A 23,120-nucleotide genomic window follows, 5' to 3' on the forward strand; every position below is an offset into this window, starting at 1 on the left:
GGACGGTGGCGAATGTTTCACGTGAAACGTCTTCCGAGCGTTGTCCGCACGCGCTAGATAAGCCTCATGAGCGAGCATCTGACATCCTACGACGTCATCGTCATCGGTGGCGGCCACGCTGGCTGTGAAGCTGCGGCGGGCGCGGCGCGCATGGGTGCCCGAACCGCCCTGATCACGCATCAGTTCGCGACCATCGGCGCCATGTCCTGCAATCCGGCCATAGGTGGGCTGGGGAAGGGACATCTGGTTCGCGAGGTTGATGCTCTCGATGGGCTGATGGGTCGCGTCGCCGATGCCGGCGGTATCCAGTTTCGGGTTCTGAACCGTCGGAAGGGGCCGGCCGTTCGAGGTCCACGCGCCCAGGCCGACCGCAAGCTCTACGCTGCAGCGATGCAGTCGGCGATCCGGGAGACCGCGAACCTCGCCGTCATTGAAGGCGAGGCGGACGAACTGATCGTTGCCGGCGAGCGTGTAGCGGGGTTGCGGCTGGCTGATGGCCGGACCTTCATCTGTGGCGCTGTCGTCATCACGACCGGCACGTTCCTGCGTGGTCTGATCCACCTGGGTGAGAGAACCTGGCCGGCCGGCCGGGTCGGCGAAGCGCCGGCGCTGGGGCTGTCCCGGTCTCTCGAAGCCATCGGATTTCGGCTCGGCCGTCTCAAGACGGGTACACCGCCGCGCCTGGATGGATCCACGATCGACTGGAGCGCGGTCGAGATGCAGCCTGGCGACGATCCGCCGGAGCCGTTCTCCGTCCTGACCGACAGGATCACCACCCCGCAGATCCAGTGCGGGATTACCCGAACGACGACCGCGACCCATGAGGTGATCCGCGCCAACGTCCATCGCTCGCCGATGTACTCCGGCCAGATCAAGTCGACCGGGCCGCGCTACTGTCCGTCGGTCGAGGACAAGATCGTACGCTTCGGTGATCGCGACGGTCACCAGATCTTCCTGGAGCCGGAAGGGCTCGACGACACCACCGTCTACCCGAACGGTATCTCGACCTCGTTGCCCGAGGAGGTCCAGCTCGCGCTGCTACCGACCATCCCGGGCCTCGAGCGCGTCCGGATGATCCGACCGGGCTATGCGATCGAGTACGACCACGTCGATCCACGCGAGCTGGAGCCAACGCTCCAGACCAAGCGGATGAGGGGCCTGTTCCTGGCGGGTCAGATCAACGGCACGACCGGCTACGAAGAGGCTGCCGCCCAGGGTCTGCTAGCCGGGCTCAATGCGGCGCTCGCGGCGGGCGGCGGCGAGTCGATCGTGTTCGATCGTGCCGACGGCTATCTCGGCGTGATGATCGATGACCTCGTCACGCGAGGGATCACCGAGCCGTATCGGATGTTCACCTCGCGCGCGGAGTATCGGCTAACCCTCCGGGCGGACAATGCGGACCGGCGGCTGACCGACAAGGGCATCGCGCTCGGCTGCGTCGGCAATGATCGCGCGCGTTTCCATCGAACCAAGATGGATGCCTTGGAGGCTGCCCGTTCGATGGCGAGGTCGCTGACGATCACGCCCAACGAGGCGGCGAAGCATGGCCTCACGCTCAACAAGGATGGCCAGCGCCGCTCGGCCTTCGATCTGATGGCCTATCCGGAGATCGGCTTCTCCGAGGTGAGAGCGATCTGGCCGGAGCTCGGTGCGATCGATCCCGCCATCGCCGTCCATCTGGAGATCGATGCCAAATATGATGTCTATGTCCGCCGCCAGAGCGAGGACGTGGATGCCTTCCGGCGCGATGAGGGCCTGGTGCTCGGTGGGGTCGATTATGCGCTCGTCCCGGGTCTTTCGAATGAGGCGCGGGCGAAGCTGACGGCAGCCAAGCCGTGGACGATCGGACAGGCGGGCCGGATCGATGGGATGACGCCGGCGGCGCTCGGGATACTTGCGGCCTATCTCCGTCGGGAAGCGCGTCGCAGCAAGGCCACCGGCTGAGGCGTTTCACGTGAAACAGGCATCGCCAGCGGTGGCATCCAAGATGATCGAATCGGACAAGGCGGCAGCGCTCGCGCTGACTCCCGTTTCACGTGAAACGGAGCAACGCCTCGATCGCTATGTCGCATTGCTGCTGGAGTGGCAGGCGAAGACCAATCTGGTCGCGCCGTCGACCTTGCCTCATCTCTGGACGCGCCACATCGCCGACTCGTTGCAGCTTCTCGATCTCGCGCCCGACGCCAGGATCTGGGCTGATCTGGGCAGCGGCGGCGGCTTTCCCGGCGTCGTGCTTGCCTGCGCCTTGGCCGATCGGCCGGGTGCACAGATTCACTTGGTCGAGCGCAACGCCAAGAAGGCAGCGTTCCTGCGCGAAGCAATTCGCGTCACCGGCGCTCCGGGGATCGTGCATTTGTCAGAGATCGGGGATATCGTGGAGAAGTGGAGCGGGCGAGTCGATTGCGTGACCGCACGCGCGCTGGCTCCGCTACATCAGCTCATCGGCTTTGCGGAGCCCCTGGTGAAAAAAGGCGCGAAAGCGCTGTTTCTCAAGGGTCAAGATGTAGAAGCGGAATTGACCGAATCTACTAAGTATTGGAAAATTGAGTCGAAACTTCACTCCAGCCGGACGGGCGGGCAGGGCTGGATCGTCGCAATCGATTGCATCGAGCGACAGAGCTGAATTCCGTCAAGACGACAACCAATGGCGATCGCGCATGGCCGTAATTGATCAGATTTATCAAGAAGATAGAGCCCCGCACCCGGAGGGGCATCCGCGCATCCTGGCGCTCGCCAATCAGAAGGGCGGGGTCGGCAAGACCACGACCGCGATCAACCTCGGCACGGCGCTGGCAGCGATCGGCGAGCGGGTGCTGATCGTCGACCTCGATCCGCAGGGCAACGCCTCGACCGGGCTCGGCATCGACCGCGGCAGCCGCAACTGCTCGACCTATGACGTGCTGATCGGCGAGGCCTCGCTGCGCGACGCCATCGTTGCGACGGCCGTGCCGCGGCTGCACATCGCCTCCTCGACGATGGACTTGTCGGGTCTTGAGCTCGAGCTCGGTTCCACCGCCAACCGCGCCTTCCGTCTGCGCGATGCGATCGCCGGCCTCAACAACAACGTCTCGCCGGAGAACGACTACACCTACGTGCTGGTCGACTGTCCGCCGTCGCTCAACCTGCTGACGGTCAATGCAATGGCCGCGTCCGACGCGATCCTGGTGCCGCTGCAGTGCGAGTTCTTCGCGCTCGAAGGTCTGTCGCAGCTGCTGCAGACCGTGGAGCAGGTGCGCTCGACCTTGAACCCGAACCTCTCGATCCACGGTATCGTGCTGACGATGTTCGACTCGCGCAACAACCTCTCCAACCAGGTCGTCGCCGACGTCCGCCAGTTCATGGGATCGAAGGTCTACAACACGATGATCCCGCGCAACGTGCGCATCTCGGAAGCGCCGTCCTACGGCAAGCCGGTGCTGGTCTACGACTTGAAGTGCGTCGGCAGCGAGGCCTATCTCAAGCTCGCGACCGAAGTCATTCAGCGCGAGCGTGACCTGCGCACGAACTGACTTTGCCTCTGCTCCGGGGGACCTCGTCGCCCGGATCTCATTCGAGGACGACAGCGGGTTTCGAAATGAATCCGCTCCCTCGTTCATTGTGCCGACGGGACCGATCGGCAGCAGACGCAAGCGGAGCGTGACGTGAATCCAAAGGAGAAGGCGATGGCCGACGAGTCGCGATCGCGATTGGGCCGGGGTCTCGCAAGTCTGATCGGTGACGTCGGCCGCGAGGCCGGCGCGCCACCGGAGCGGCCGCGAAATCAGCGCAAGGTGCCGATCGAATTCCTCAAGCCGAATCCGCGCAATCCGCGTAAGACGTTCTCCGACGGCGAGCTCGCCGAGCTCTCGGCCTCGATCAAGCAGCACGGCGTGATCCAGCCGATCGTGGTGCGTCCGGTGAAGGGCCAGCACGACCGCTACGAGATCATCGCCGGCGAGCGGCGCTGGCGCGCCTCGCAGGCCGCCGGCCTGCACGAGGTGCCGATCGTTCCGGTCGATGTCAGCGACAGCGATGCCCTGGAGCTCGCGATCATCGAGAACGTGCAGCGCGAGGATCTCAATCCGATGGAGGAGGCGCAGGGCTATCACGCGCTCGCCAACGAGTTCAAACGCAACCAGGAAGACATCGCCAAGATCGTCGGCAAGAGCCGCAGCCATGTCGCCAACATGATGCGGCTGACCAAGCTGCCGGCCGAGGTGCAGGGCTTCATCGCGACGGGACAGATCTCGGCCGGTCATGCGCGTGCGCTGATCAACCTGCCGGATCCGATGTCGGCGGCGAAGAAGATCATCGCGGAAGGGCTGAACGTCCGCCAGACCGAGGCGCTCGCGCACGAGGAGGGCGTGCCGGAACGCAAGCCGCAGAAGCCACGCAGCTCTGGGGGCAGTGCGCCGGCGGAGAAGAAGGACGCCGACACCATCGCGCTGGAGAAGCGCGTCGGCGATGCGCTCGGCCTTTCGGTGTCGATCAGCCACCGCGACCCCGGCGGCACGGTGCAGATCACCTACCGCAGCCTCGAGCAGCTCGACGAGGTGATGCGGCGGCTGGAGCAGGGTTAGGCTGTTAGGTCGTAATTGTTGTCCCGTTGTCGAGATACTTCCTACGAACTCCTGTCAGCTTTGTTGTGACGTCCTCACCACATTGTCATGGCCGGGCTTGACCCGGCCATCCATCTTTTAAGGGTACTCGCTCCAAGAGGATGGGTGCCCGGGTCAAGCCCGGGCACGACGAGTTACTAATTGGGCGACGGGTACGACCAGTGCTTCCTGGTCACGGTTGCCTCTGGTGATCTCGAAACACTCCTCCGTCATTCCGGGGAGTGCGCAGCACGAACCCGGAATCCATCTCTCGGCAGATCGCTTGGCCCGATGGATTCCGGGCTCGCCGCGCTGGCGCGCGTCGCCCCGGAATGACGTCGGAGATTGGAGCAAGGCCTCGGGCCCACTCATCCCTTGCGCCGCGCGTTCACCGCGATCGACAGCAGCGTTCGCTGCGCGATGGCTGCGGCGAGGCCCGGCTGCTTGCGCATGTCGAGGGCGGCGGTGGCGAGCTGGTCGATGATCGGCAGCAGCCGCGCCGGAGAGAAATTGCGCAGCGCCGTCTCGGCGCTCGGCTTTCGTGAGAAATGCAGCCGCGGAAAACCGCCTTCGAGAATGGCCGACACGGGCGTGCCGGATGCGACGGCAAGGGCCGATTTGTGCAGCCATGCCGCATGTCGCTGCGCAGCGGAGATGATGACACCGGGATAGGTGCCGGCGATCATGGCCTTGCCGAACTCGGTCTCGACCATTTCGGGCTTGCCGCCGAAGGCGCCGTCGACGATCGGGTCGAGCTTCATCTCCGAGGCGTCGGCGACCACCGCCATCACATGGTCGAGCGTCACCTCACCCTCGCCATGGGCGAACAGGGTCAGCTTGCGCAGCTCGTTGCGCGAGGCCTGGCGGTCGCCGCCCAGCAGGGCCATCAGCGAGGCGCGAGCGTCGGGCGCGATGCGCAGGGCCGCGATGCGCAGTTCGTCGTCGATCAGCTTGGCGAGATCGCGCTCGGTGTCCGGGTAGCAGCCGATCGCGACCGCCGTTTTGGCCTTCTCGCAAATCTTGCGCAGTGGCGAATCGGGGCGGATGTCGCCGGCCTCGATGACGATGCGGCAGTCCCGTACATTCATCTCGCAGAGCGTCTCGACGCCGCTGGCGAAATTGCGCGAGCCGGCGCGCACCCGGATGGCCCGCCGGCCGCCGAACAGCGGCACCGTCATGGCTTCGTCGACGAGGCGCGACGGTTCCGCGGAGAGCTCGTCACCGTCGAGCCTGACCACGGAGAAGGGATCATCGGGGTTGTCGACGGCCGACGCGATAAGGGCCTCGGCACGCTCGCGGACCAGACCCGTATCCGGGCCGTACAACAGGATCAGCGGCCGGGCGGCGTCCGGTTTGGCCAGGAAGGCATCGACGTCTCGTCCGCGCAGCGCGACCACGGCAATGTCAGCCGAGCGTCAGGTGCCGGCGGTGAAATAGGCCGCGAGCCGCGTCTTGATCTTCTCGGCGACTTCCTCGGAGGCGCGATCCTCGGCATCACGGAAGGCGCGCTGGCGGGCGAAGCGCTGGTACGAGCCGGGGATGTCGTAGGAGGTACGCGCGAAGGTCGTACCGGTCATGACCGACTTGTTGGTCGCCAGCTCGACCAGATTGTACTGGACGTCGACGCCGACATTCTCGGTGGTCGGCAGGCCGGTCGTCTGCGAGACGATCAGCGAGGACCGGCTGGTCTGCAACCGCAGCACCAGCTTGTGGGTCGGGGCCGTGCCGGTCGCGGTGCCGTAGAGCTTGAATGCGAGCGCGTTGCGGATGCCGACGCCAATGCGCGCCTCGGGGGAGGCGTTCGGCTTGTCGACCGGCGGCAGCTCGATGCCCATCAGCTTGTCGCGCAGGGCAGGGGTGCCGTCGGCGTGCTCCGCGTACATCGGCTGGAAGCAGCCGGCCGTCAGCCCGGCCAAGGCGGCCACGGCAACGAGGCGTGCAGCGATCCGAAACCTAGCCGACGACATTCACGATCCTCTTGGGAACAATGATCACCTTGCGAACGGGCTTGCCGTCCAGCGCTAGTTTTACTGCATCGAGGGCCAAAACGGCAGACTCAATTTCCGGATTCTGCGCGTTGCTGGCGACTGTGACTTCTCCGCGCTTCTTGCCGTTGACCTGGACGACCAGGGTCATGCTGTCCTCAACCAGCAAATCGCGTTCGATTTGCGGCCAGGAGGCCTCCGAGATCAGGCCAGTCTGGCCCAGCACCTGCCAGCATTCCTCGGCCAGATGCGGCATCATCGGCGAGATCAGCTGCACCAGGATGCCAGCGGCCTCGCGAATCGCCCAGGCCAGGTCCGGCGCCGGCGTCGCCGGCCGGCCCAGCACCTCGGCCAGCGCGTTGGCGAATTCGCGGATGTGCGCCAGGCAGACGTTGAAATGCAGCCGCTCGATGCCGCCGGTCACCTTGTCGAGAGCGCCATGCGCGGCCTTGCGCAGCGCCAGCGCGTCTGCGCCGAAGTCGGCGGGACGGGAGGAGGGGGCCTCCTGGCTTGCTGCGACCGATTCGTTGACCAGCCGCCACAGCCGCTGGACGAAGCGCGCCGCGCCCTGCACCCGTTCGTCGCTCCAGATCACGTCGCGATCCGGCGGCGAGTCCGACAGCATGAACCAGCGCGCGACGTCGGCGCCGTAGCTCTCGATGATGTCGTCGGGGTCGACGGTGTTCTTCTTCGACTTCGACATCTTCTCGATCGGGCCGATCGTGATGTCCTCGCCGGTGGCGGCCAGCACCGCGCGGCGGCCGTTGCCGCCGACCTCGATCTTGACCTCGGCCGGATTGACGTAGGTGCCATCGGCCTTCTGGTAGGTCTCGTGGACCACCATGCCCTGCGTGAACATGCCGGCGAACGGCTCGTCCATGGCGACGTGGCCGGTGGCCTTCATCGCGCGGGTGAAGAATCGGCTGTAGAGCAGATGCAGGATCGCGTGCTCGACGCCGCCGATATACTGATCCACCGGCATCATCCGGTTGGCGACCGCAGGTGTCGTCGGCGAGGTCTCGTTCCACGGATCGGTGAAGCGCGCGAAGTACCAAGACGAATCGACGAAGGTGTCCATCGTGTCGGTTTCGCGGGTCGCCTTGGCCCCGCATGTCGGGCAGGTGACGTGCCTCCAGCTCGGATGGTGGTCGAGCGCGTTGCCGGGCTTGTCGAAGGTGACGTCATCAGGCAGCACGACCGGCAGGTCCTGCGCCGGCACCGGCACGACATCGCATTTGGGGCAGTGGATCACCGGGATCGGGCAGCCCCAATAGCGCTGGCGCGAGATGCCCCAGTCGCGCAGGCGGAAATTGACCTGGCGCTCGCCGACCGGCGCGCCGCCGCGCGGCTCGCTCTCGAGCCGCCTGGCGACCTCGTCCTTGGCCTGGGCGATCGTCATGCCGTCCAGGAAGCGCGAATTGATCAGGCGGCCGTCGCCGTCGAAGGCGGTATCGGTGATGACGAAGCTCGCTGGGTCCTGGCCCTCGGGGCAGACCACCGGGACATTGCCGAGGCCGTATTTGTTGACGAAGTCGAGGTCGCGCTGGTCATGCGCCGGGCAGCCGAAGATGGCGCCGGTGCCGTACTCCATCAGCACGAAATTGGCGACATAGACCGGCAAGGTCCAGCTCGGATCGAACGGGTGCACGGCGCGGATGCCGGTGTCGAAGCCCTGCTTCTCCGCAGTGTCGATCGCCTCCTGCGCGGTGCCGATCCGCTTGATCTCGGCGATGAACGCGGCGAGCTCCGGGTTCTTCGCCGCCGCGGCCTGGGCCAGCGGGTGGTCGGCCGAGATCGCCATGAACTTGGCGCCGAACAGCGTGTCCGGCCGGGTCGTGAAGATCTTCAATTCGGCCTCGCCCGCAGGCGTCGTCGCGGGATCCAGCGCAAAACGGATCAGCAGGCCTTCCGAGCGGCCGATCCAGTTGCGCTGCATCAGCCGCACCTTGTCGGGCCAGCGGTCGAGACCATCGAGCGCGTCCAGCAGCTCCTGCGAGTACTTCGTGATCTTGAACACCCACTGGTTCATCTCACGCTGTTCGACCACCGCACCGGAGCGCCAACCGCGACCGTCGATGACCTGCTCGTTGGCGAGCACGGTCATGTCGACCGGATCCCAGTTCACCTTGCGCTTCTCGCGCTCGACCAGCCCCGCCTGCATGAAGTCGAGGAACATCTTCTGCTGGTGCTTGTAGTAGGACGGATCGCAGGTCGCGAACTCGCGCGCCCAGTCGAGCGACAGGCCGATCGAGCGCAGCTGCTTCTTCATCGCGGCGATGTTGTCGTAGGTCCACGCCTTCGGCGCCACCTTGCGCTCGATCGCGGCGTTCTCCGCCGGCAGGCCGAACGCATCCCAGCCCATCGGGTGCAGGACGTTGAAACCCTTGGCGCGCATGAAGCGGGCCAAGACGTCGCCGAGCGTATAATTGCGGACGTGACCGATATGGATGCGTCCCGACGGATAGGGAAACATCTCGAGTACGTAGTATTTCGGACGCGGATCGTCGTTCTTCGTGGCGAAGATCGCCTTCTCGTCCCACTGGCGCTGCCAGCGCGGCTCGGCTTCACGGGCGTTGTAGCGTTCGGATGTCATGGAATCGCTTATAATTTTCGAGGATTCGCGTCGTTTCAAGACGGCGGACTAGGCCACAAAAGCGGCAGCCCGGTCAATGGGGCGACAGATGATGATACCATTTTGGGCATCTGCTAAGCGACGGTAATCGTGAGTTTTTTTGCGGGCTCTGCCGGCAGTGTCGAAGGTCCGATTGAGGCACGGTTAAGACTTGAATGGGAGACTGAGTGCATACATCCAGGCATCCGCCCGCATCTGGGGTCACTCCACATCGTGTCCGGCGCTACGTTCGACGAGCTTGACTTCGAGTACGCGACGACGGTCGCGGAAAAGGCCATGAAATCCATGGCTCAACAGCGCGTGCCACCGACGCCTAACAACTTCCATCTGTGGTTCAAGTACTCACTGGGCTCGGCGTCGGACCTCAAGCGCGCCGTCGACATCCTGGTCAGCAACAAGCGCAAGTTCGACAAGACCACCAACCAGGCGCTGTTCGACACGTACATCGGCCAGCAGGGTACGGAAGCGGCCGTCGTCCACAAAGTCTCGCAGCAGTTGCATGGCGTGATGGACTCCGCCAAAAGTTATCTGACCGCCGCGATCGCCGACAACCGCACGCACATGGCGGCGATCGATGGCGTTGCCGAACGCAGCGAGCAGGGCGTCGATCCGAAGATCCTGATCGAGAACCTGGTCAGCGAGCTCGCCCAGGCGACCGCGCGTGCTGCGAAACTCGAAGTGAGCTTTGCCGAAAAGTCACGCGAGCTCGACACCATCAGGGACTCGCTCAACAAGTCGGAGCAGCGCGCGCGTACCGACACACTGACCGGATTGCCGAACCGCCGCGCGCTCGAAGAGTTCTTCCGCCACGCGCAGATCGAGGCGATGGAGCGCGACGAGCCGCTCAGCATTCTCCTGATCGACGTCGACCACTTCAAGAAGTTCAACGACAATTACGGCCATGGCGTCGGCGATCAGGTGCTTCGCCTTGTCGCCAAGGCATTGCGCGAGCGCGTCCGCGACAACGATCTTCCGGCGCGCTATGGCGGCGAGGAACTGATCGCGGTGCTGCCGCAGACCGACCTCGAAGGTTGCACTGTCATCGCGGAGCGGATCCGGCGCACCATCGCCGACTGTCAGTTCACGCGTCGCTCGACCGGCGAGGTGCTGCCGCAGATCACGGTGTCGATCGGCGTCGGCCAGTTCCAGTTCGGCGAATCAATGGCTGATCTCATCGACCGTTGCGACCGCGCGCTGTATCTCGCCAAGAAGCTTGGTCGCAACCGCGTCGTCACCGAGCTCGAGCTCGACCGCAAGCTCGCCGTCGGCTGACCGCAGGTCGCGGCCACAGCCCTATCCGGCGCGTGCCACGCCGCTCCTGTCGTCGGCAACATCCGCGAAGCCATGCGCGATGACCGTGTTGCGGCCGCGATGCTTGGCCGCATAGAGCGCGGCGTCGGCGGCTTCGATCAGGTCGGAGGGCATCAGCGACTCGTTCGGCCGCGTCGAGGCGACGCCGACGCTCACGGTGACGCATCGATGCGCCGAGGTCGCATGCGGCAGCTCGAGCTCGAGCACCGCGGCGCGCACCTGCTCGCCGACCGCGAGCGCCTCTCTGGCACCCATGCCCGGCAACAACAGGCAGAACTCCTCGCCGCCATAGCGGCCGGCGAAAGCCGTCATCGCGCCGGCGATCTGCGACAGCGTCTCGCCGAGACGTGACAGGCAGGCGTCACCCTCGGGGTGCCCATAGGTGTCGTTGTAGAGCTTGAAGTGGTCGACATCGATCATCAGCAGCGACAGCTCGGTGCCGGCCTGCTGCGCGCGGCTCCATTCGACGTCGATGCGGTTCTGGAAGCCGCGGCGGTTGGCGAGGCCTGAGAGCATGTCGATCGACGCCATCACCGTCAGCCGGTCATTCGCGGCGACCAGCTCGCGCTCGCGCTGGCCGAGCTTGGCGGCCATCGCATTGAAAGACTTTGCCAGCGGCACGAACTCCGACGGCAGATGCTTGGTGGTGACGCGCGCCGACCAGTGGCCGTGGCCGAAGCGCTTGGCGGTCGCGGCGAGCATGCTGACGGGCTTCACGATCAGCTTCTCGGCGGCGATCAGCGCGCCGAGAAGCACGATCAGGCAGACGAGGCCGGCCTGCAGATAGGCGTTGCGGATCTCGCGGTCGATGGCGGCGGTGACGCGGGTCTCATCAATGCTGACGATCAGCCGCGATCCGGTGTCGGCGATCCGAGTGAAGGTGATCGCGCGCTTGGAACCATCCGCCGCCGTGAAACTCATCGTCTCGGTCGGCTTCCCCGAACTCAGGGCGGTCTCGGCAACGGCCGACAACAACGGCACGCTGTCGAGCGGCCGGCCGATCAGCTCGGTGCGGTCGACGGGCGCCGCCAGCACGGTTCCTTCGCTGTCGACCAGCACCGCTGTGATGCCGGGGCGGCCGCCAAGATTGTTCATGATCTTGGACATCCATTCCAGGTTCACGCTCGCCAGCATCACCGCGTCCGGCTCGCCGGTGATGGCGCCGACCGGATAGGCGGCCATGACGATCGGCACGTGCGACGGTTTCGACAGCAGGTAGTCGCTGAACACGAAATCGCGTGATTCCTGGGCGCCACGGAAATACGGCCGGTCGCTGAAATCGAGCCCGACATATTGGTTGTTGGTCGAGCACTGGATGCGGCCGTCGCGGCCGGCGATCATCAGGGTGCGGATCCAGGGCAGGGTCGCCGGCAGGCTGGCGCGCATCATGTCGCAACTGCGGCTCACGCCGGTGCTCGACGCCCGGACATAGGCGGTCGACTTCAGCACCGTCTCCACCGACATGATGACCTCGCGCTGCATGTCGGCGCTTTGCCGGGCGAGGCCGAAGAATTCCTCCGATGCGAGCGCGATCTGCCTTGTCCTGGCGCTTTCCAGGGAGCGCGCGCGTTCCAGCATCAGCGGCGCCACCAGGATCAGGGCGAGCAGCGCCAGCCGGGCGCGGATCCCCATCAGCCGGTTCAGCTTCACTCTATTGCGATTGAAGCGGATGCTTGGCATTTCTTTCCCCTACCCCGGCCGTGCAGGGTAAGGAGAAGGGCTCAAGAACCCTTTCTCGAACTCTGTAAAATTGCAGCCAAACCCGTAATTCTACTGACCGACGGACGCCATCGTGCCTGAATTGAACGCCTCATCCCCGTCCTCGCCGTCTGCGCTCGCCGCCGTCGAGCAGGAGATTCTGCGCGCCTGCCGCGATGCCGAGCGCGATCGCGCCTCGGTCACGCTGATCGCCGTGTCGAAGACCTTCGATGCCGAGGCAATCGAGCCGGTGATCGCGGCCGGACAGCGCGTGTTCGGTGAAAATCGCGTTCAGGAAGCCAAAGCCAAGTGGCCGCCACTGATGGCCGCGCATCCGGGACTCGCACTGCACCTGATCGGGCCGCTGCAATCCAACAAGGCCAAGGAGGCGGTGGCGCTGTTCGAGGCCATCCATTCGGTGGACCGGCCAAGCCTGTGCGCGGCGCTCGCCAAGGAGATTTCCGCCCAGGGCCGGCATCCGCAGCTGTTCGTCCAGATCAATACCGGCGAGGAGCCGCAGAAGGCGGGCATCGCGCCCGGCGACGCCGACGCCTTCATCGCCGCCTGCCGCAAGGACTACGGGCTCGCGATTTCAGGGCTGATGTGCATTCCGCCGGTAGAGGACGCGCCCGGTCCGCATTTCGCGCTGACCGCCAAGATCGCCGCCCGCAATGGCCTTGCGCATCTGTCGATGGGCATGAGCGCCGATTTCGCCACCGCCATCCAGTTCGGCGCCACGCATGTCCGTGTCGGCTCGGCGATCTTCGGGCATCGCTGAAGGGGGGCGCGATCGCGGCCGGTCCCTACTCGAACCGCGCCGATACCTGCCCCAGATCGCCGAAATCGGCCTCCATGTGGTCCCCGCTGCCGATCGGCAGGGGCGCATGACAGGTGCCGGTCGTGACCACCTGCCCTGCCCGCGCGGGCACGCTAAGCGCGCTGAGCTCGTTGACCAGCCAGGCCAGCGCCACGCGCGGATCACCAAGCACGTTGCGGCCGTGGCCGATGAAGGTCTCGCCACGCAGCGCGATGCGCGGCCGCTCCGCGATCAGGTCGCGGCTGCGCCAGTCGGCGGTGGTGGCCTCGCCCAGCACGAACAGATGCGCGCAGGCATTGTCGGCGATCAGTTGTGCCTCGCCGGCGCTGACGAAGTCGGCGAACCGCGAATCCGGGATCTCGATCGCGGGATGCAGCGTGTCGACCGCGGCCAGCACCTCTGCGACATCATAGGGTGTCGGCCGCGGCAGCAGGTCCGCTCCCAGGCGGAACGCGAACTCCGGCTCCGCGACCCGCATCGCGTTACCGGCCATCGCTGCGGTGCCACCCGCCGGCAACACCGTCTCGGCCAGGATCCGCCCGGCCATCGGACCGGCGACATTGATATGGCGCTGGCCGGCCTCGCTGGTCGCCGCAATTTTCCAGCCAAATAGTGGCTTGGGCGAGTGGCGCTCGAGCTCGGCCTGGATGGCATAGCCCTCGGCGCGGTCCCTTGGACGCAACTCCGGCGGCAGCGCCGCCAGCTTCCGGCCTTCGCTCCAATGCTGACGCAGAAGGCCCGCGGCGCTGGCTGGCTGATCCGGCATGCCGTCCTCCCCTTCTCTTGTTATTGGATGACGATCCTGGTGCGCGGGCCGATCCTTTGCAACAGACGCAGCATCGCTGGGCGGGTCATGGCCACGCAGCCTGCGGTCGGGCCGAAGTTCGGCCGCGCCAGATGCAGGAACACGGCACTGCCGCGGCCCGCGATCCGCGGCCGCGTGTTGTGGTCGATCTCGATGATGAAATCGTACAGATGGTCCTGACGCGCCAGCCGGTCTCCGGGCCGGTCGCCGCGCAGCCGGATCGCCTGATTGTAATGCCGGTCGGCCGGGTCCTCGCACCAGGCATCCTCCGGACCGATCGGCCGAACCGGCAGGACCGTGTGTGGACGGGGGTGACGGTCGGCCCGCCACCACAGCCGCCGCGGCCGGAACACGCCTCGTGGCGTACCACCATCGCCTTCGCGCTTGTTGGCCAGGATGCCGCCGCGGCCAAGCGCCACCGGGATGACCTGGCCCCAGACCTGGAGCCAGCCGCGCTGCCGCGATCCCGCCGTGGTGCGAATCGAGATCAGCGATGCTGGCATGCCAGGTTTCACCTTCCATAACGACATGAAACAACGCGCCTTTTCATTGCCCTTTATTGCCCGGTAATTGCCTTAATGTCGGCAAATGGTCCGCCGCGAGGGTCGAACAGGACAATCATCTCAATCCCTGCCCAATTCTGAAGTAGAGTCCGGGCGCTTGTGAATCGGTAACAGCCCCCTACTTCAAGACGGAACAGGGCTGATGAGCCTGTTTGCCCACCGTTTGACGGCGCCACCCATCCGATCCCGCCGGCGCCACCTAGAGGATTGTACAATGGCCAATGCCCGCAAGATCCTGATCGTGGATGACGACACCGATCTGCGCGATGCCCTGATGGAGCAGCTCTCGCTGCATGACGAGTTCGAAGCCCAGGCCGTCGATACCGGCGCCAAAGGCGCCACCGCCGCAAAGGCCAATTCGCCCGACCTGGTTCTGATGGACGTCGGCCTGCCCGACACCGATGGCCGCGAAGTGGTGCGGTCCCTGCGCAAGGGCGGCTTCAAGGCGCCGATCATCATGCTGACCGGGCACGATACCGATTCCGACACGATTCTCGGGCTCGAATCCGGCGCCAACGACTATGTCGCCAAGCCCTTCCGCTTCGCCGTGCTGCTGGCCCGCATCCGCGCCCAGCTTCGCCAGCACGAGGCCAGCGAGGACGCGGTGTTCTCGGTCGGCCCGTACAGCTTCCGGCCGGGCTCGAAGATGCTGACGGGCGCCAACGCCCGCAAGGTCCGCCTGACGGAGAAGGAAACGGCGATCCTGCGCTTCCTGTACCGCGCCGGCCAGCAGCCGGTGTCACGCGAGACCCTGCTCCAGGAGGTCTGGGGCTACAATTCCGGCGTCACCACCCACACGCTGGAAACGCACATTTACCGTCTGCGGCAGAAGATCGAGAAAGATGCCGCGAATCCAGAGATTCTGGTGACGGAGGCCGGTGGCTACAAGTTGGTACCGTGATAGGTTCGGGGATGGCGGTCTCGCCATTTATGATATTGGTTCCATTCCGCCTTCCCCGGGCCCTTGATGTCGATCGAAGACGATATTGCGCTGCTGGAGCGCGTCCCAACATTGCGCCTGCTGGGAAGCGACTCACTTCGCATGATCGCCATCGGCTCCGAGCAGCGTAACATCCAGAGCGGCGAGACCCTGTTCCGCGAAGGTGACACCGCCGATTGCGGCTATGTCGTCCAGCGCGGGTCATTGCGCATCAGCGACGAGGTCGGTGCCGAGATCGTCGCCACGCCGACCATGCTGATCGGCGAGCTGGCGCTGCTGGTCGAGATGCGGCGCCCGGCGACCGCGACGGCCCTGGAATATTCGACCGTGGTGCGGATTTCGCGCAGCCTGTTTCAGCGTGTGCTCGAGAGCGACGCCATGGCTGCGCGCCGGCTACGCGACGAGTTCGCCCACCGCGCCAGCCGAATCGCCAATGACATCATGGCGGCAGGGACCAAGCTGACGTCGTGATCTTCGTGACCGGGCGGGTCAGCTTCGCTTTCGCTACGACACGTCCAGCGTCACCGTGACCGGCACATGATCCGACGGCCGCTCCCAGCTGCGGGCGTCGCGCAGGATCCTGAAGTCGCTGACCCGGTCCTTCAGTGCGCGTGACACCCAGATGTGGTCGAGCCTTCGGCCGCGATCACCGACGGTCCAGTCGGCGGCACGGTAGCTCCACCAGGTGTAGACCTTCTCCGACATCGGGATGCGCTCGCGGGCGACATCGACCCATTCGCCATGGGCCTGCGCCGCCAACAGCTTCTCGCATTCGATCGGCGTGTGCGACACCACCTTCAGGAGCTGCTTGTGCGACCAGACATCGTGTTCATGCGGCGCGACGTTGAGATCGCCGACCAGGATGTGCCGGTCGTCGCCGCGCGGATGCAGTGGCTCGCACGCCTTCATCTCGTCGAGGAATTGCAGCTTGTGCTCGAATTTCGGGTTGAGCGCGGGGTCGGGAATGTCGCCGCCTGCGGGCACGTAGAAATTGTGCAGCACCAGCGGCTGCGCGAGCTGCGCCTTCTCGCCGAACGCCACCGTGATGTGGCGCGAATCCACCTTGTCGCAGAAGGTGCGGACGTTGGTCTCCTCGAACGGCCATTTCGAGATCACGGCGACGCCGTGATAGCCCTTCTGCCCGTTCAGCGCGACGTGCTCATAGCCGAGCCGCTTGAAACGCTTCAGCGGGAAGGCGTCGTCGATGCACTTGGTCTCCTGCAGGCACAGCACATCGGGCCTGACCTGCTTGATGAGCTTGGCGACGAGGTCGATGCGCAGGCGCACCGAATTGATGTTCCAGGTGGTCAGGACGAGACGCATGAGACCCGCGTCATATCATGAAAGGCGTCGATGTCGTCGATTCCGCTCCGCTTCTGACGCATCGGAATGACCGCGTTGGCTGGCCTTATCCCCAGCCATGTGGGACGGTGCCTGATCAGCGCCGCTTGCTCTCGATGACGTCCCATACGCGGGCGGCGATGTCGGGGCCCCCGAGCCGCGAGATCGCGCGGATGCCGGTCGGCGACGTCACGTTGATCTCGGTGAGGTTGCCATCGATGACGTCGATGCCGACCAGCAGCAGGCCGCGCGCGCGCAATTCAGGACCCAGCGTGTCGCAGATCTCGCGCTCACGGGCGCTGAGATCGGTGGCCTGCGCGGCGCCGCCGCGCACCATGTTGGAGCGCAGATCGTCCGCCGCCGGCACGCGGTTGACGGCGCCGGCGAACTCGCCGTCGACCAGGATGATGCGCTTGTCGCCATGCTTCACCTCGGGGAGGAAGCGCTGGATCACCCAGGGCTCCTTGAACGTCACCGAGAACATGTCGAACAGCGAGCCGAAATTCATGTCCTGCGGCATGACGCGGAACACTGCCGCGCCGCCATGGCCATGCAGCGGCTTCATCACGACAGCGCCGTGCTGATCGCGGAAGGCGTTGATCTCGTCGAGATCGCGCGAGATCAAGGTCGGCGGCATCAATTGCGGGAAGTTCATCACGAACAGCTTTTCCGGCGCGTTGCGCACGCTGGCGGGATCGTTGATCACGAGCGTCTTCGGATGGATGCGCTCGAGGAAATGCGTCGAGGTGATGTAGGCGAGATCGAACGGCGGATCCTGGCGCAGCAGCACGACGTCGAACGTGGTCAGCGCCGTCGGCTTGGGCTCGCCGAGCGTGAAGTGGTCGTCGACCTGGTCGCGCACGGTCAGCGCCTGCACCGGCGCGTACAGCTCCTCGCCGCGCAGCGACAGCTTGTCCGGCGTGTAGTAGCACAGGCCATGTCCGCGCCGCTGTGCTTCGAGCAGCATCGCAAACGTCGAGTCGCCGCGGATGTTGATGCGCGCGATCGGATCCATCTGGACGGCGACATTCAGTTTCATGGGCAGGTCCCTGCTCTGCAGTCAGTTCATGTCAGGTGCTGGCGTCGAAGGCCGCCATCAGATGGCGCGGCAGGCTGCGCGGCGCAACCAGAATCGCATCGAAGCGCAGCTCCAATTCGGCATGGTCCGGATGCGCCATCAGCCAGGCCTGGGCGGCATCGATGATGCGCTGCTGCTGGCGAGGCGTCACGGCATAGGCCGCATCGTCGAGCGAGGCGCGCGCCTTGACCTCGACGAAGGCGACCAGGCTGCGCTTGCGCACTATGATGTCGATCTCGCCTTGGGGCGTGCGGAAGCGTTTGGCGAGGATGCGATAGCCCTTGGCGATCAGCAGCGCTGCGGCACGGGCTTCCGCCGACAATCCAGTGCGGAAGGCGGCGACGCGCTCGGGTGCCGCCGTCTTCGCCGGCTTGTCTGGGGAGGCACGCTCAGTCTTTGCCATCGGCCTCCCCTGACCGCGCGCCCTTCGAGAGCTCGAGCGCGCGCGCATACACCTCGCGTCGCGGCCGGCGCGACAGCTCGACGGCATGCATCACGGCGTCCTTGACGCTCGATCGCTGCAACAGATCCCTGAGCACGGCGTCCAATGCGTCCTGGGTCAGCACCTCGGCATCGCGCGGCGGTGGACCGATCACCAGCACGAATTCGCCGCGCGTTTCGAGATCGCCGGCCCGTGCAGCGAGATCGCCGATTGCTCCGCGCAGCACCTCTTCGTGCAGCTTGGTGAGCTCGCGGCAGATCGCGGCCTGACGCCCGGCCATGGCATCGGCGAGATCGGCCAGCGTCTCCTGCACCCGGCTGCCCGCCTCGAACAGAACCAGCGTCGCCTCGATCCGCGCGAGCTCCGACAGCCGCGTGCGCCGCGCCTGCTGCTTGGCCGGCAGGAATCCCTCGAAGAAGAAGCGGTCGGTCGGCAACGCCGCCACGCTCAGCGCCGCGAGCACGGCGGAAGGTCCCGGCAGCGCGGTGACGGCGTGTCCGGCCTCACAGGCCTCGCGCACCAGCTTGTAGCCGGGATCGGAGATCAGCGGCGTGCCGGCGTCCGACACCAGCGCGATGGCTGCGCCTTGGGCCAGACGTTGCAGGATCCGCGGCCTGACCGCTTCGGCATTGTGCTCATGATAGGCTGCGAGTTCCGCCCCCAGTCCGTAGCGCTCGGTCAGGCGCCGCGTGATTCGCGTGTCCTCGCAGAAGATGATGTCGGCACCGGCCAGGGTTTCCAGTGCACGCAGCGTGATGTCACCGAGATTGCCGATCGGCGTTGCCACCAGATGCAATCCAGGCCGTGCCTTGGGTGCCACGACGATTTGACCCGCCACCAGGTAGGTCGACGTGGTGGAAGATTTGCCGTCGTCTAGCGACGTCTTGGGGATTGCCTTCGCGCCCATCGAGGTAATTTAAAGGGCATGCCGCGGGATTGCCACAGGGGAACAGCCGCGCAGCAATTTTGAAGTTCCGATCGGCATGGGCGCGTGGCCGTTCATCGAACCTTCAAGTCCGAAACTGCACGTCAATGGGGATGTGTACGAGCAGGGGATAGGCCGTGCAAAACGTCGAATTGATCGGCTTTGTGGCGGTGACAGCCTTTTGTTTTGCTTAACTATTCGTCGACAATATGAGTGAATCAGCACGGCTTGGCGGACGTGCGTTTGGGGAACTTCTGGCCGGTCTTGGCCGAACGAAGAGATGCCATGGTGGGCCCGCGTCATCCCAACTCTCTCGGTCCGGGACCCCATGGGGTCGCCCGGCGAACGGCGCTGGGCCTGATCGTCGGCGCGCCGCTGCTGTCGGCGTGCTCCAACGTCCAGCAGGGCTTCAATCCGTTCGAGCAGCCGACGGCGCCGGCGGGACCGCCGCAGCAGCCGGCGGTTGCCGGTAACGGCCAGGTCAAGGTCGGGCTGATTCTGCCGCTGTCGGCGTCGGGCAATGCCGGCGTGGCTGCGCAATCGATGAAGAACGCGGCCGAGATGGCGCTCGCCGAGTTTCAGAACCCCAACATCCAGCTCCTGATCAAGGACGACGCCGGCAGCCCGCAAGGGGCGCAGCAGGGCGCGCAACAGGCCTGCGACGAAGGCGCCGAGATCATTCTCGGTCCGCTGTTCGCGGGCTCGGTACCGGCGACTGCCCAGGTGGCGCGCGCGCGCAACATCTCGGTCATCGCCTTCTCGACCGATTCGAGCGTGGCGGGGCGCGGCGTCTATCTCCTCAGCTTCCTGCCGGAGTCCGACGCCAGCCGCATCGTCGAATATTCCGCCAGCGTCGGCAAACGCTCGTTCGCGGCGCTGCTGCCGGACAATGCCTATGGCACGGTCGTCGAGGGTGCGTTCAAGACCGCGGTCGGCCGCCGCGGCGGACGCATCGTGGCGTTCGAGAAATATTCCGGCGACCGCACCGGGCCTGCGCGCACGGTGGCGCAGGCGCTCGGCGGTGCCGACGCGCTGCTGCTGGCCGACGACGGCGAATCGGTGGCGGCGACCGCCGATGCGCTGACCGCGGCCGGCGCCAATCTGCGCAACATTCAGTTGCTCGGCACCGGATTGTGGGACAATCCGCGCGTCTATGCCAGCGCCAGCCTGCAGGGCGGCCTCTATGCTGCGCCGGATCCCTCCGGTTTCCGCGCCTTCGCAGGTCGCTACCGGACGCGGTTCGGCGGCGATCCCGTGCGCACGGCAACCCTCGCCTACGATGCGGTGGCGCTCGTGGCCGCGTTGGCGCGCACCCAGGGCAACCAGCGCTTCGCGCCCGATGTCCTGACCAATGCATCGGGCTTTGCCGGCATCGATGGGCTGTTCCGGTTCCGCAGCGACGGCACCAATGAGCGCGGGCTTGCCGTGATGCGCGTCGGTTCGGGTGGCGGACAGACGGTCGCCGGCGCGCCGAAGAGCTTCAGCGCGACGTGAGTCGCAGCCTCGTTCAGGCGGCGAGATCGGCGACGACCGCGTCGAGCACCGGAAAGCCGTCCTGAGTCACGCGCAGCCGTCCATCCGGATCGACCGCGATGGCGCCCTCCTCGCGCAGCAGCGCGATGCGGCGCGGATCGAGCGCACGGCCGGAGATCGCGGCATACCGCCTGGGGTCGATGCCTTCGGCCAAACGCAGCCCCATCAGCAGGAATTCGTCGGCGCGCTCCTCGCGGTTGAGCTCGTCGTCGGTCATCACACCATGACCGTTGGACTCCACCCGCATCAGCCAGGCCTCCGGCCGCTTGTCGGTCGCGGTCGCATGCCTGATGCCGCCGATGTCGAGACGACCATGGGCGCCGGGGCCGATGCCGGCATATTCGTGGCCGCGCCAATAGATCAGATTGTGCCGGCACTCCGCGCCCGGGCGGGCATGATTGGAGATCTCATAGGCCGGCAGTCCGTGACGGCCACAGATCTCCTGCGTGACGTCGTACAAGGTGCGGGCCAGGCCTTCATCCGGCGTCTTCAGCTTGCCTGCGGCGTGCAGGCCGAAGAACGGCGTGCCTTCCTCGATCGTCAGTTGATACAGCGACAGGTGCTCAGCCGCCTCGCCGATCGCGCGCGTCAGCTCCTCGGTCCACATCGCCGGCGTCTGGTCGGGCCGGGCGTAGATCAGATCGAACGAATAACGCTCGAACGCATTGCGCGCGATCGCCACCGCCTTCATCGCCTCCTCGGCGGTGTGCAGGCGTCCCAGCATCTTGAGCGACGCATCGTCCATCGCCTGGACGCCGAGCGAGACCCGGTTGACGCCGGCGGCGCGATAGCCGGCAAAGCGTGTCGCCTCGACGCTGGTCGGATTGGCTTCGAGTGACACCTCGACATCGCCAGCGACGTGCCAGTGCTTGCCGATCGCGTCGAGAATGGCGCCGACCGTCTGCGGCTGCATCAGCGACGGCGTGCCGCCGCCGAGAAAAATCGACGTGACGGTGCGCGGCCCGATGCGGGCGGCCGTGGTCGCGATCTCCTGCACAAAGGCGCGGGCGAAGCGGTCCTGATCGATGGCGGCATGCCGGACATGGCTGTTGAAGTCGCAATACGGACATTTCGACAGGCAGAACGGCCAGTGCACATAGACGCCGAACGCTTCGCTGTCAGCGCTGGTCAAGGCAGATCTCCGCGAGCTTTACGAAGGCGCGCGCCCGGTGCGACAGGCCGAGCCCGAGCGGCGGCAGGCCATGCTTCTCGATGCTGGTCATCTCGCCGAAGGTCCGGTCGTGGCTCTCGGGCAGGAACATCGGGTCGTAGCCGAAGCCCGCCGTGCCACGCGGCGGCCAGACCAGGGTGCCGTCGACCCGCGCCTCGACCTCCTCGACATGACCGTCCGGCCACGCCACGCACAGCGCCGAGACGAAATGCGCGCTGCGCTTGTCGGCACTCCTCGCGTCCCGCTCCTGCAGCAGGCGCTCGATGCGCGTCATCGCGCCGGTGAAATCCTTGTCCGGTCCGGCCCAGCGCGCCGAATAGATCCCGGGCGCCCCATCGAGCGCATGAACCACGATGCCGGAATCGTCGGCAAAGGCAGGAAGCTGCGCGGCATTGGCCGCGGCGACCGCCTTGATGCGGGCGTTGGCCTGGAAGGTCTCGCCGGTCTCGTCCGGCTCGTCCAGGCCGAGATCGCCGGCCGACACCGCCTCGACGCCATGGGGGGCGAGCAGCTCGCGCATCTCGGCAAGCTTGCCGGGATTGTGGGTCGCGATGACGAGGCGCCCGGTGAGCTTGCGATGACCGCTACTCACGCGACCGCCATCTTCTGCAGGTCGACCAGCCGCGCCACGCCCTTGCGGGCCAGTGCCATCAGCGCCAGGAGCTCGGCCTCGGTGAACGGCGTCTTCTCCGCCGTGCCCTGCACCTCGATGATGCGGCCGTCGCCGGTCATGACGAAATTGGCGTCGGTCTCCGCCTCGGAATCCTCGGCGTAGTCGAGATCCAGCACCGGCGTGCCGTTGTAGATGCCGCAGGAGATCGCGGCGACGTTGGCGCGCAGCACCTCGGTCTTGATCATGTTGCGCGACTTCATCCACTTGATGCAGTCGGCCAGCGCCACCCAGGCGCCGGTGATCGACGCCGTGCGCGTGCCGCCGTCGGCCTGCAGCACGTCGCAATCGACCGTGATCTGGCGCTCGCCGAGCGCTTCCAGGTCGATCGCGGTGCGCAGCGAGCGGCCGATCAGACGCTGGATCTCGACGGTGCGACCGGTCTGCTTGCCGGCGGAGGCCTCGCGCCGGGTCCGTTCCAGCGTGGCGCGCGGCAGCATGCCGTATTCGGCCGTGATCCAGCCGCGCCCCTGGCCCTTGAGCCAGGGCGGCAGCCGGTCCTCCAGCGTGGCGGTGACCAGCACATGGGTGTCGCCGAACTTCACCAGGCAGGAGCCCTCGGCGTATTTGACGACGCCGCGTTCCAGGCTCACGGCCCGCAGTTCATCCGGTGCACGGCGGCTCGGCCGCAT

Annotated in this window: 22 protein-coding genes; 9 read left to right on the plus strand and 13 right to left on the minus strand. The window is 66.0% G+C overall.

The genetic code is table 11. The features are described 5' to 3' along the window. Positions 1 to 66 precede the first annotated feature (66 nt). The 4 genes from mnmG (at position 67) to QW881_RS27675 (ending at position 4,559) form a co-directional block, all read left to right on the plus strand. Positions 67 to 1,944 carry a tRNA uridine-5-carboxymethylaminomethyl(34) synthesis enzyme MnmG gene (gene mnmG, locus QW881_RS27660; protein WP_315759086.1) on the plus strand — a complete coding sequence of 626 codons (1,878 nt, stop codon included), beginning with the start codon at positions 67 to 69 and terminating at the stop codon, positions 1,942 to 1,944. Between the two features lie 10 nt (positions 1,945 to 1,954). Next, positions 1,955 to 2,623, plus strand: a complete 669-nt coding sequence (rsmG, locus tag QW881_RS27665) for a 16S rRNA (guanine(527)-N(7))-methyltransferase RsmG (RefSeq protein WP_409999046.1) — start codon at positions 1,955 to 1,957, stop codon at positions 2,621 to 2,623. Between the two features lie 34 nt (positions 2,624 to 2,657). Beyond that, positions 2,658 to 3,509, plus strand: coding sequence for a ParA family protein (locus tag QW881_RS27670; RefSeq protein ID WP_315759087.1), 852 nt, complete (start codon positions 2,658 to 2,660; stop codon positions 3,507 to 3,509). Between the two features lie 153 nt (positions 3,510 to 3,662). Further along, positions 3,663 to 4,559, plus strand: coding sequence for a ParB/RepB/Spo0J family partition protein (locus tag QW881_RS27675; protein ID WP_315740410.1), 897 nt, complete (start codon positions 3,663 to 3,665; stop codon positions 4,557 to 4,559). A gap of 386 nt (positions 4,560 to 4,945) precedes the next feature. Here the strand turns inward: QW881_RS27675 and holA are convergent, their stop codons facing one another. From holA to leuS, 3 genes are read right to left on the minus strand one after another with little or no spacing between them, the layout of a single operon-like run. After that, entirely contained in the window at positions 4,946 to 5,974 is a 1,029-nt protein-coding gene (gene holA, locus QW881_RS27680; RefSeq protein ID WP_315759088.1) for a DNA polymerase III subunit delta, read from the minus strand. Positions 5,975 to 5,992: 18 nt separating this feature from the next. Next, positions 5,993 to 6,544 (minus strand): LPS assembly lipoprotein LptE, encoded by a 552-nt coding sequence (gene lptE, locus QW881_RS27685; RefSeq protein WP_315740408.1) that lies wholly within the window; start codon positions 6,542 to 6,544, stop codon positions 5,993 to 5,995. Next, on the minus strand, positions 6,531 to 9,155 hold the full coding sequence (leuS, locus tag QW881_RS27690) for a leucine--tRNA ligase (protein WP_315759090.1): 2,625 nt from the start codon (positions 9,153 to 9,155) through the stop codon (positions 6,531 to 6,533). Before leuS ends, lptE begins: the two co-directional genes overlap by 14 nt. A 324-nt stretch (positions 9,156 to 9,479) precedes the next feature. Between leuS and QW881_RS27695 the strand changes: the two genes are divergently transcribed. Next, a complete protein-coding gene (locus tag QW881_RS27695) occupies positions 9,480 to 10,466 on the plus strand; it encodes a GGDEF domain-containing protein (protein ID WP_315740505.1) in 987 nt (328 codons plus the stop codon). Between the two features lie 21 nt (positions 10,467 to 10,487). Here QW881_RS27695 and QW881_RS27700 read toward each other — a convergent pair whose 3' ends face one another. Continuing rightward, on the minus strand, positions 10,488 to 12,185 hold the full coding sequence (locus tag QW881_RS27700) for a diguanylate cyclase domain-containing protein (RefSeq protein ID WP_315759091.1): 1,698 nt from the start codon (positions 12,183 to 12,185) through the stop codon (positions 10,488 to 10,490). Positions 12,186 to 12,297: 112 nt separating this feature from the next. Between QW881_RS27700 and QW881_RS27705 the strand changes: the two genes are divergently transcribed. After that, positions 12,298 to 12,981 (plus strand): YggS family pyridoxal phosphate-dependent enzyme, encoded by a 684-nt coding sequence (locus QW881_RS27705; RefSeq protein WP_315759092.1) that lies wholly within the window; start codon positions 12,298 to 12,300, stop codon positions 12,979 to 12,981. A 25-nt stretch (positions 12,982 to 13,006) separates the two neighbouring features. On the opposite strand, the gene QW881_RS27710 is transcribed toward QW881_RS27705, so the two are convergent. Together QW881_RS27710 and QW881_RS27715 are read right to left on the minus strand one after the other, a co-directional pair. Continuing rightward, positions 13,007 to 13,786 (minus strand): hydratase, encoded by a 780-nt coding sequence (locus QW881_RS27710; RefSeq protein WP_315759093.1) that lies wholly within the window; start codon positions 13,784 to 13,786, stop codon positions 13,007 to 13,009. Between the two features lie 20 nt (positions 13,787 to 13,806). Beyond that, on the minus strand, positions 13,807 to 14,328 hold the full coding sequence (locus tag QW881_RS27715) for a L,D-transpeptidase (RefSeq protein ID WP_315759095.1): 522 nt from the start codon (positions 14,326 to 14,328) through the stop codon (positions 13,807 to 13,809). Between the two features lie 274 nt (positions 14,329 to 14,602). Here QW881_RS27715 and QW881_RS27720 point away from each other — a divergent pair, with 274 nt between their 5' ends. Beyond that, positions 14,603 to 15,289: a response regulator transcription factor gene (locus QW881_RS27720; protein ID WP_315716813.1), complete on the plus strand. Its 687-nt coding sequence runs from the start codon at positions 14,603 to 14,605 to the stop codon at positions 15,287 to 15,289. Positions 15,290 to 15,355: 66 nt separating this feature from the next. Then, positions 15,356 to 15,799, plus strand: a complete 444-nt coding sequence (locus QW881_RS27725) for a cyclic nucleotide-binding domain-containing protein (protein WP_315740402.1) — start codon at positions 15,356 to 15,358, stop codon at positions 15,797 to 15,799. 33 nt (positions 15,800 to 15,832) lie between these two features. On the opposite strand, the gene QW881_RS27730 is transcribed toward QW881_RS27725, so the two are convergent. The 4 genes from QW881_RS27730 to rsmI all read right to left on the minus strand — a co-directional run bounded on the left by QW881_RS27730 (position 15,833) and on the right by rsmI (position 19,096). Next, the gene (locus QW881_RS27730; protein WP_315759096.1) at positions 15,833 to 16,651 is read right to left on the minus strand and encodes an exodeoxyribonuclease III; all 819 of its coding nucleotides are present in this window, start codon (positions 16,649 to 16,651) and stop codon (positions 15,833 to 15,835) included. 115 nt (positions 16,652 to 16,766) lie between these two features. Continuing rightward, on the minus strand, positions 16,767 to 17,708 hold the full coding sequence (gene gshB, locus QW881_RS27735) for a glutathione synthase (RefSeq protein ID WP_315759097.1): 942 nt from the start codon (positions 17,706 to 17,708) through the stop codon (positions 16,767 to 16,769). A 31-nt stretch (positions 17,709 to 17,739) separates the two neighbouring features. Continuing rightward, complete coding sequence (locus tag QW881_RS27740; protein WP_315759098.1) at positions 17,740 to 18,150, minus strand: YraN family protein; 411 nt, start codon at positions 18,148 to 18,150, stop codon at positions 17,740 to 17,742. Beyond that, positions 18,137 to 19,096 (minus strand): 16S rRNA (cytidine(1402)-2'-O)-methyltransferase, encoded by a 960-nt coding sequence (gene rsmI, locus QW881_RS27745; protein ID WP_315740398.1) that lies wholly within the window; start codon positions 19,094 to 19,096, stop codon positions 18,137 to 18,139. The genes QW881_RS27740 and rsmI overlap by 14 nt, the downstream gene beginning before the upstream one ends. Positions 19,097 to 19,399: 303 nt before the next feature. On the opposite strand from rsmI, the gene QW881_RS27750 reads away from it, so the two are divergent. After that, the gene (locus QW881_RS27750) at positions 19,400 to 20,608 is read left to right on the plus strand and encodes a penicillin-binding protein activator (RefSeq protein WP_315759099.1); all 1,209 of its coding nucleotides are present in this window, start codon (positions 19,400 to 19,402) and stop codon (positions 20,606 to 20,608) included. A gap of 13 nt (positions 20,609 to 20,621) precedes the next feature. On the opposite strand, the gene hemW is transcribed toward QW881_RS27750, so the two are convergent. From hemW to rph, 3 genes are read right to left on the minus strand one after another with little or no spacing between them, the layout of a single operon-like run. Further along, the gene (gene hemW / locus QW881_RS27755) at positions 20,622 to 21,779 is read right to left on the minus strand and encodes a radical SAM family heme chaperone HemW (protein ID WP_315759100.1); all 1,158 of its coding nucleotides are present in this window, start codon (positions 21,777 to 21,779) and stop codon (positions 20,622 to 20,624) included. Continuing rightward, positions 21,766 to 22,410: an RdgB/HAM1 family non-canonical purine NTP pyrophosphatase gene (gene rdgB / locus QW881_RS27760; RefSeq protein WP_315759101.1), complete on the minus strand. Its 645-nt coding sequence runs from the start codon at positions 22,408 to 22,410 to the stop codon at positions 21,766 to 21,768. The genes hemW and rdgB overlap by 14 nt, the downstream gene beginning before the upstream one ends. Next, positions 22,407 to 23,120, minus strand: coding sequence for a ribonuclease PH (gene rph / locus QW881_RS27765; RefSeq protein WP_315759102.1), 714 nt, complete (start codon positions 23,118 to 23,120; stop codon positions 22,407 to 22,409). The genes rdgB and rph overlap by 4 nt, the downstream gene beginning before the upstream one ends.

The sequence above is a fragment of the Bradyrhizobium sp. SZCCHNS3016 genome, from assembly GCF_032484535.1.
Taxonomy (GTDB): domain Bacteria; phylum Pseudomonadota; class Alphaproteobacteria; order Rhizobiales; family Xanthobacteraceae; genus Bradyrhizobium.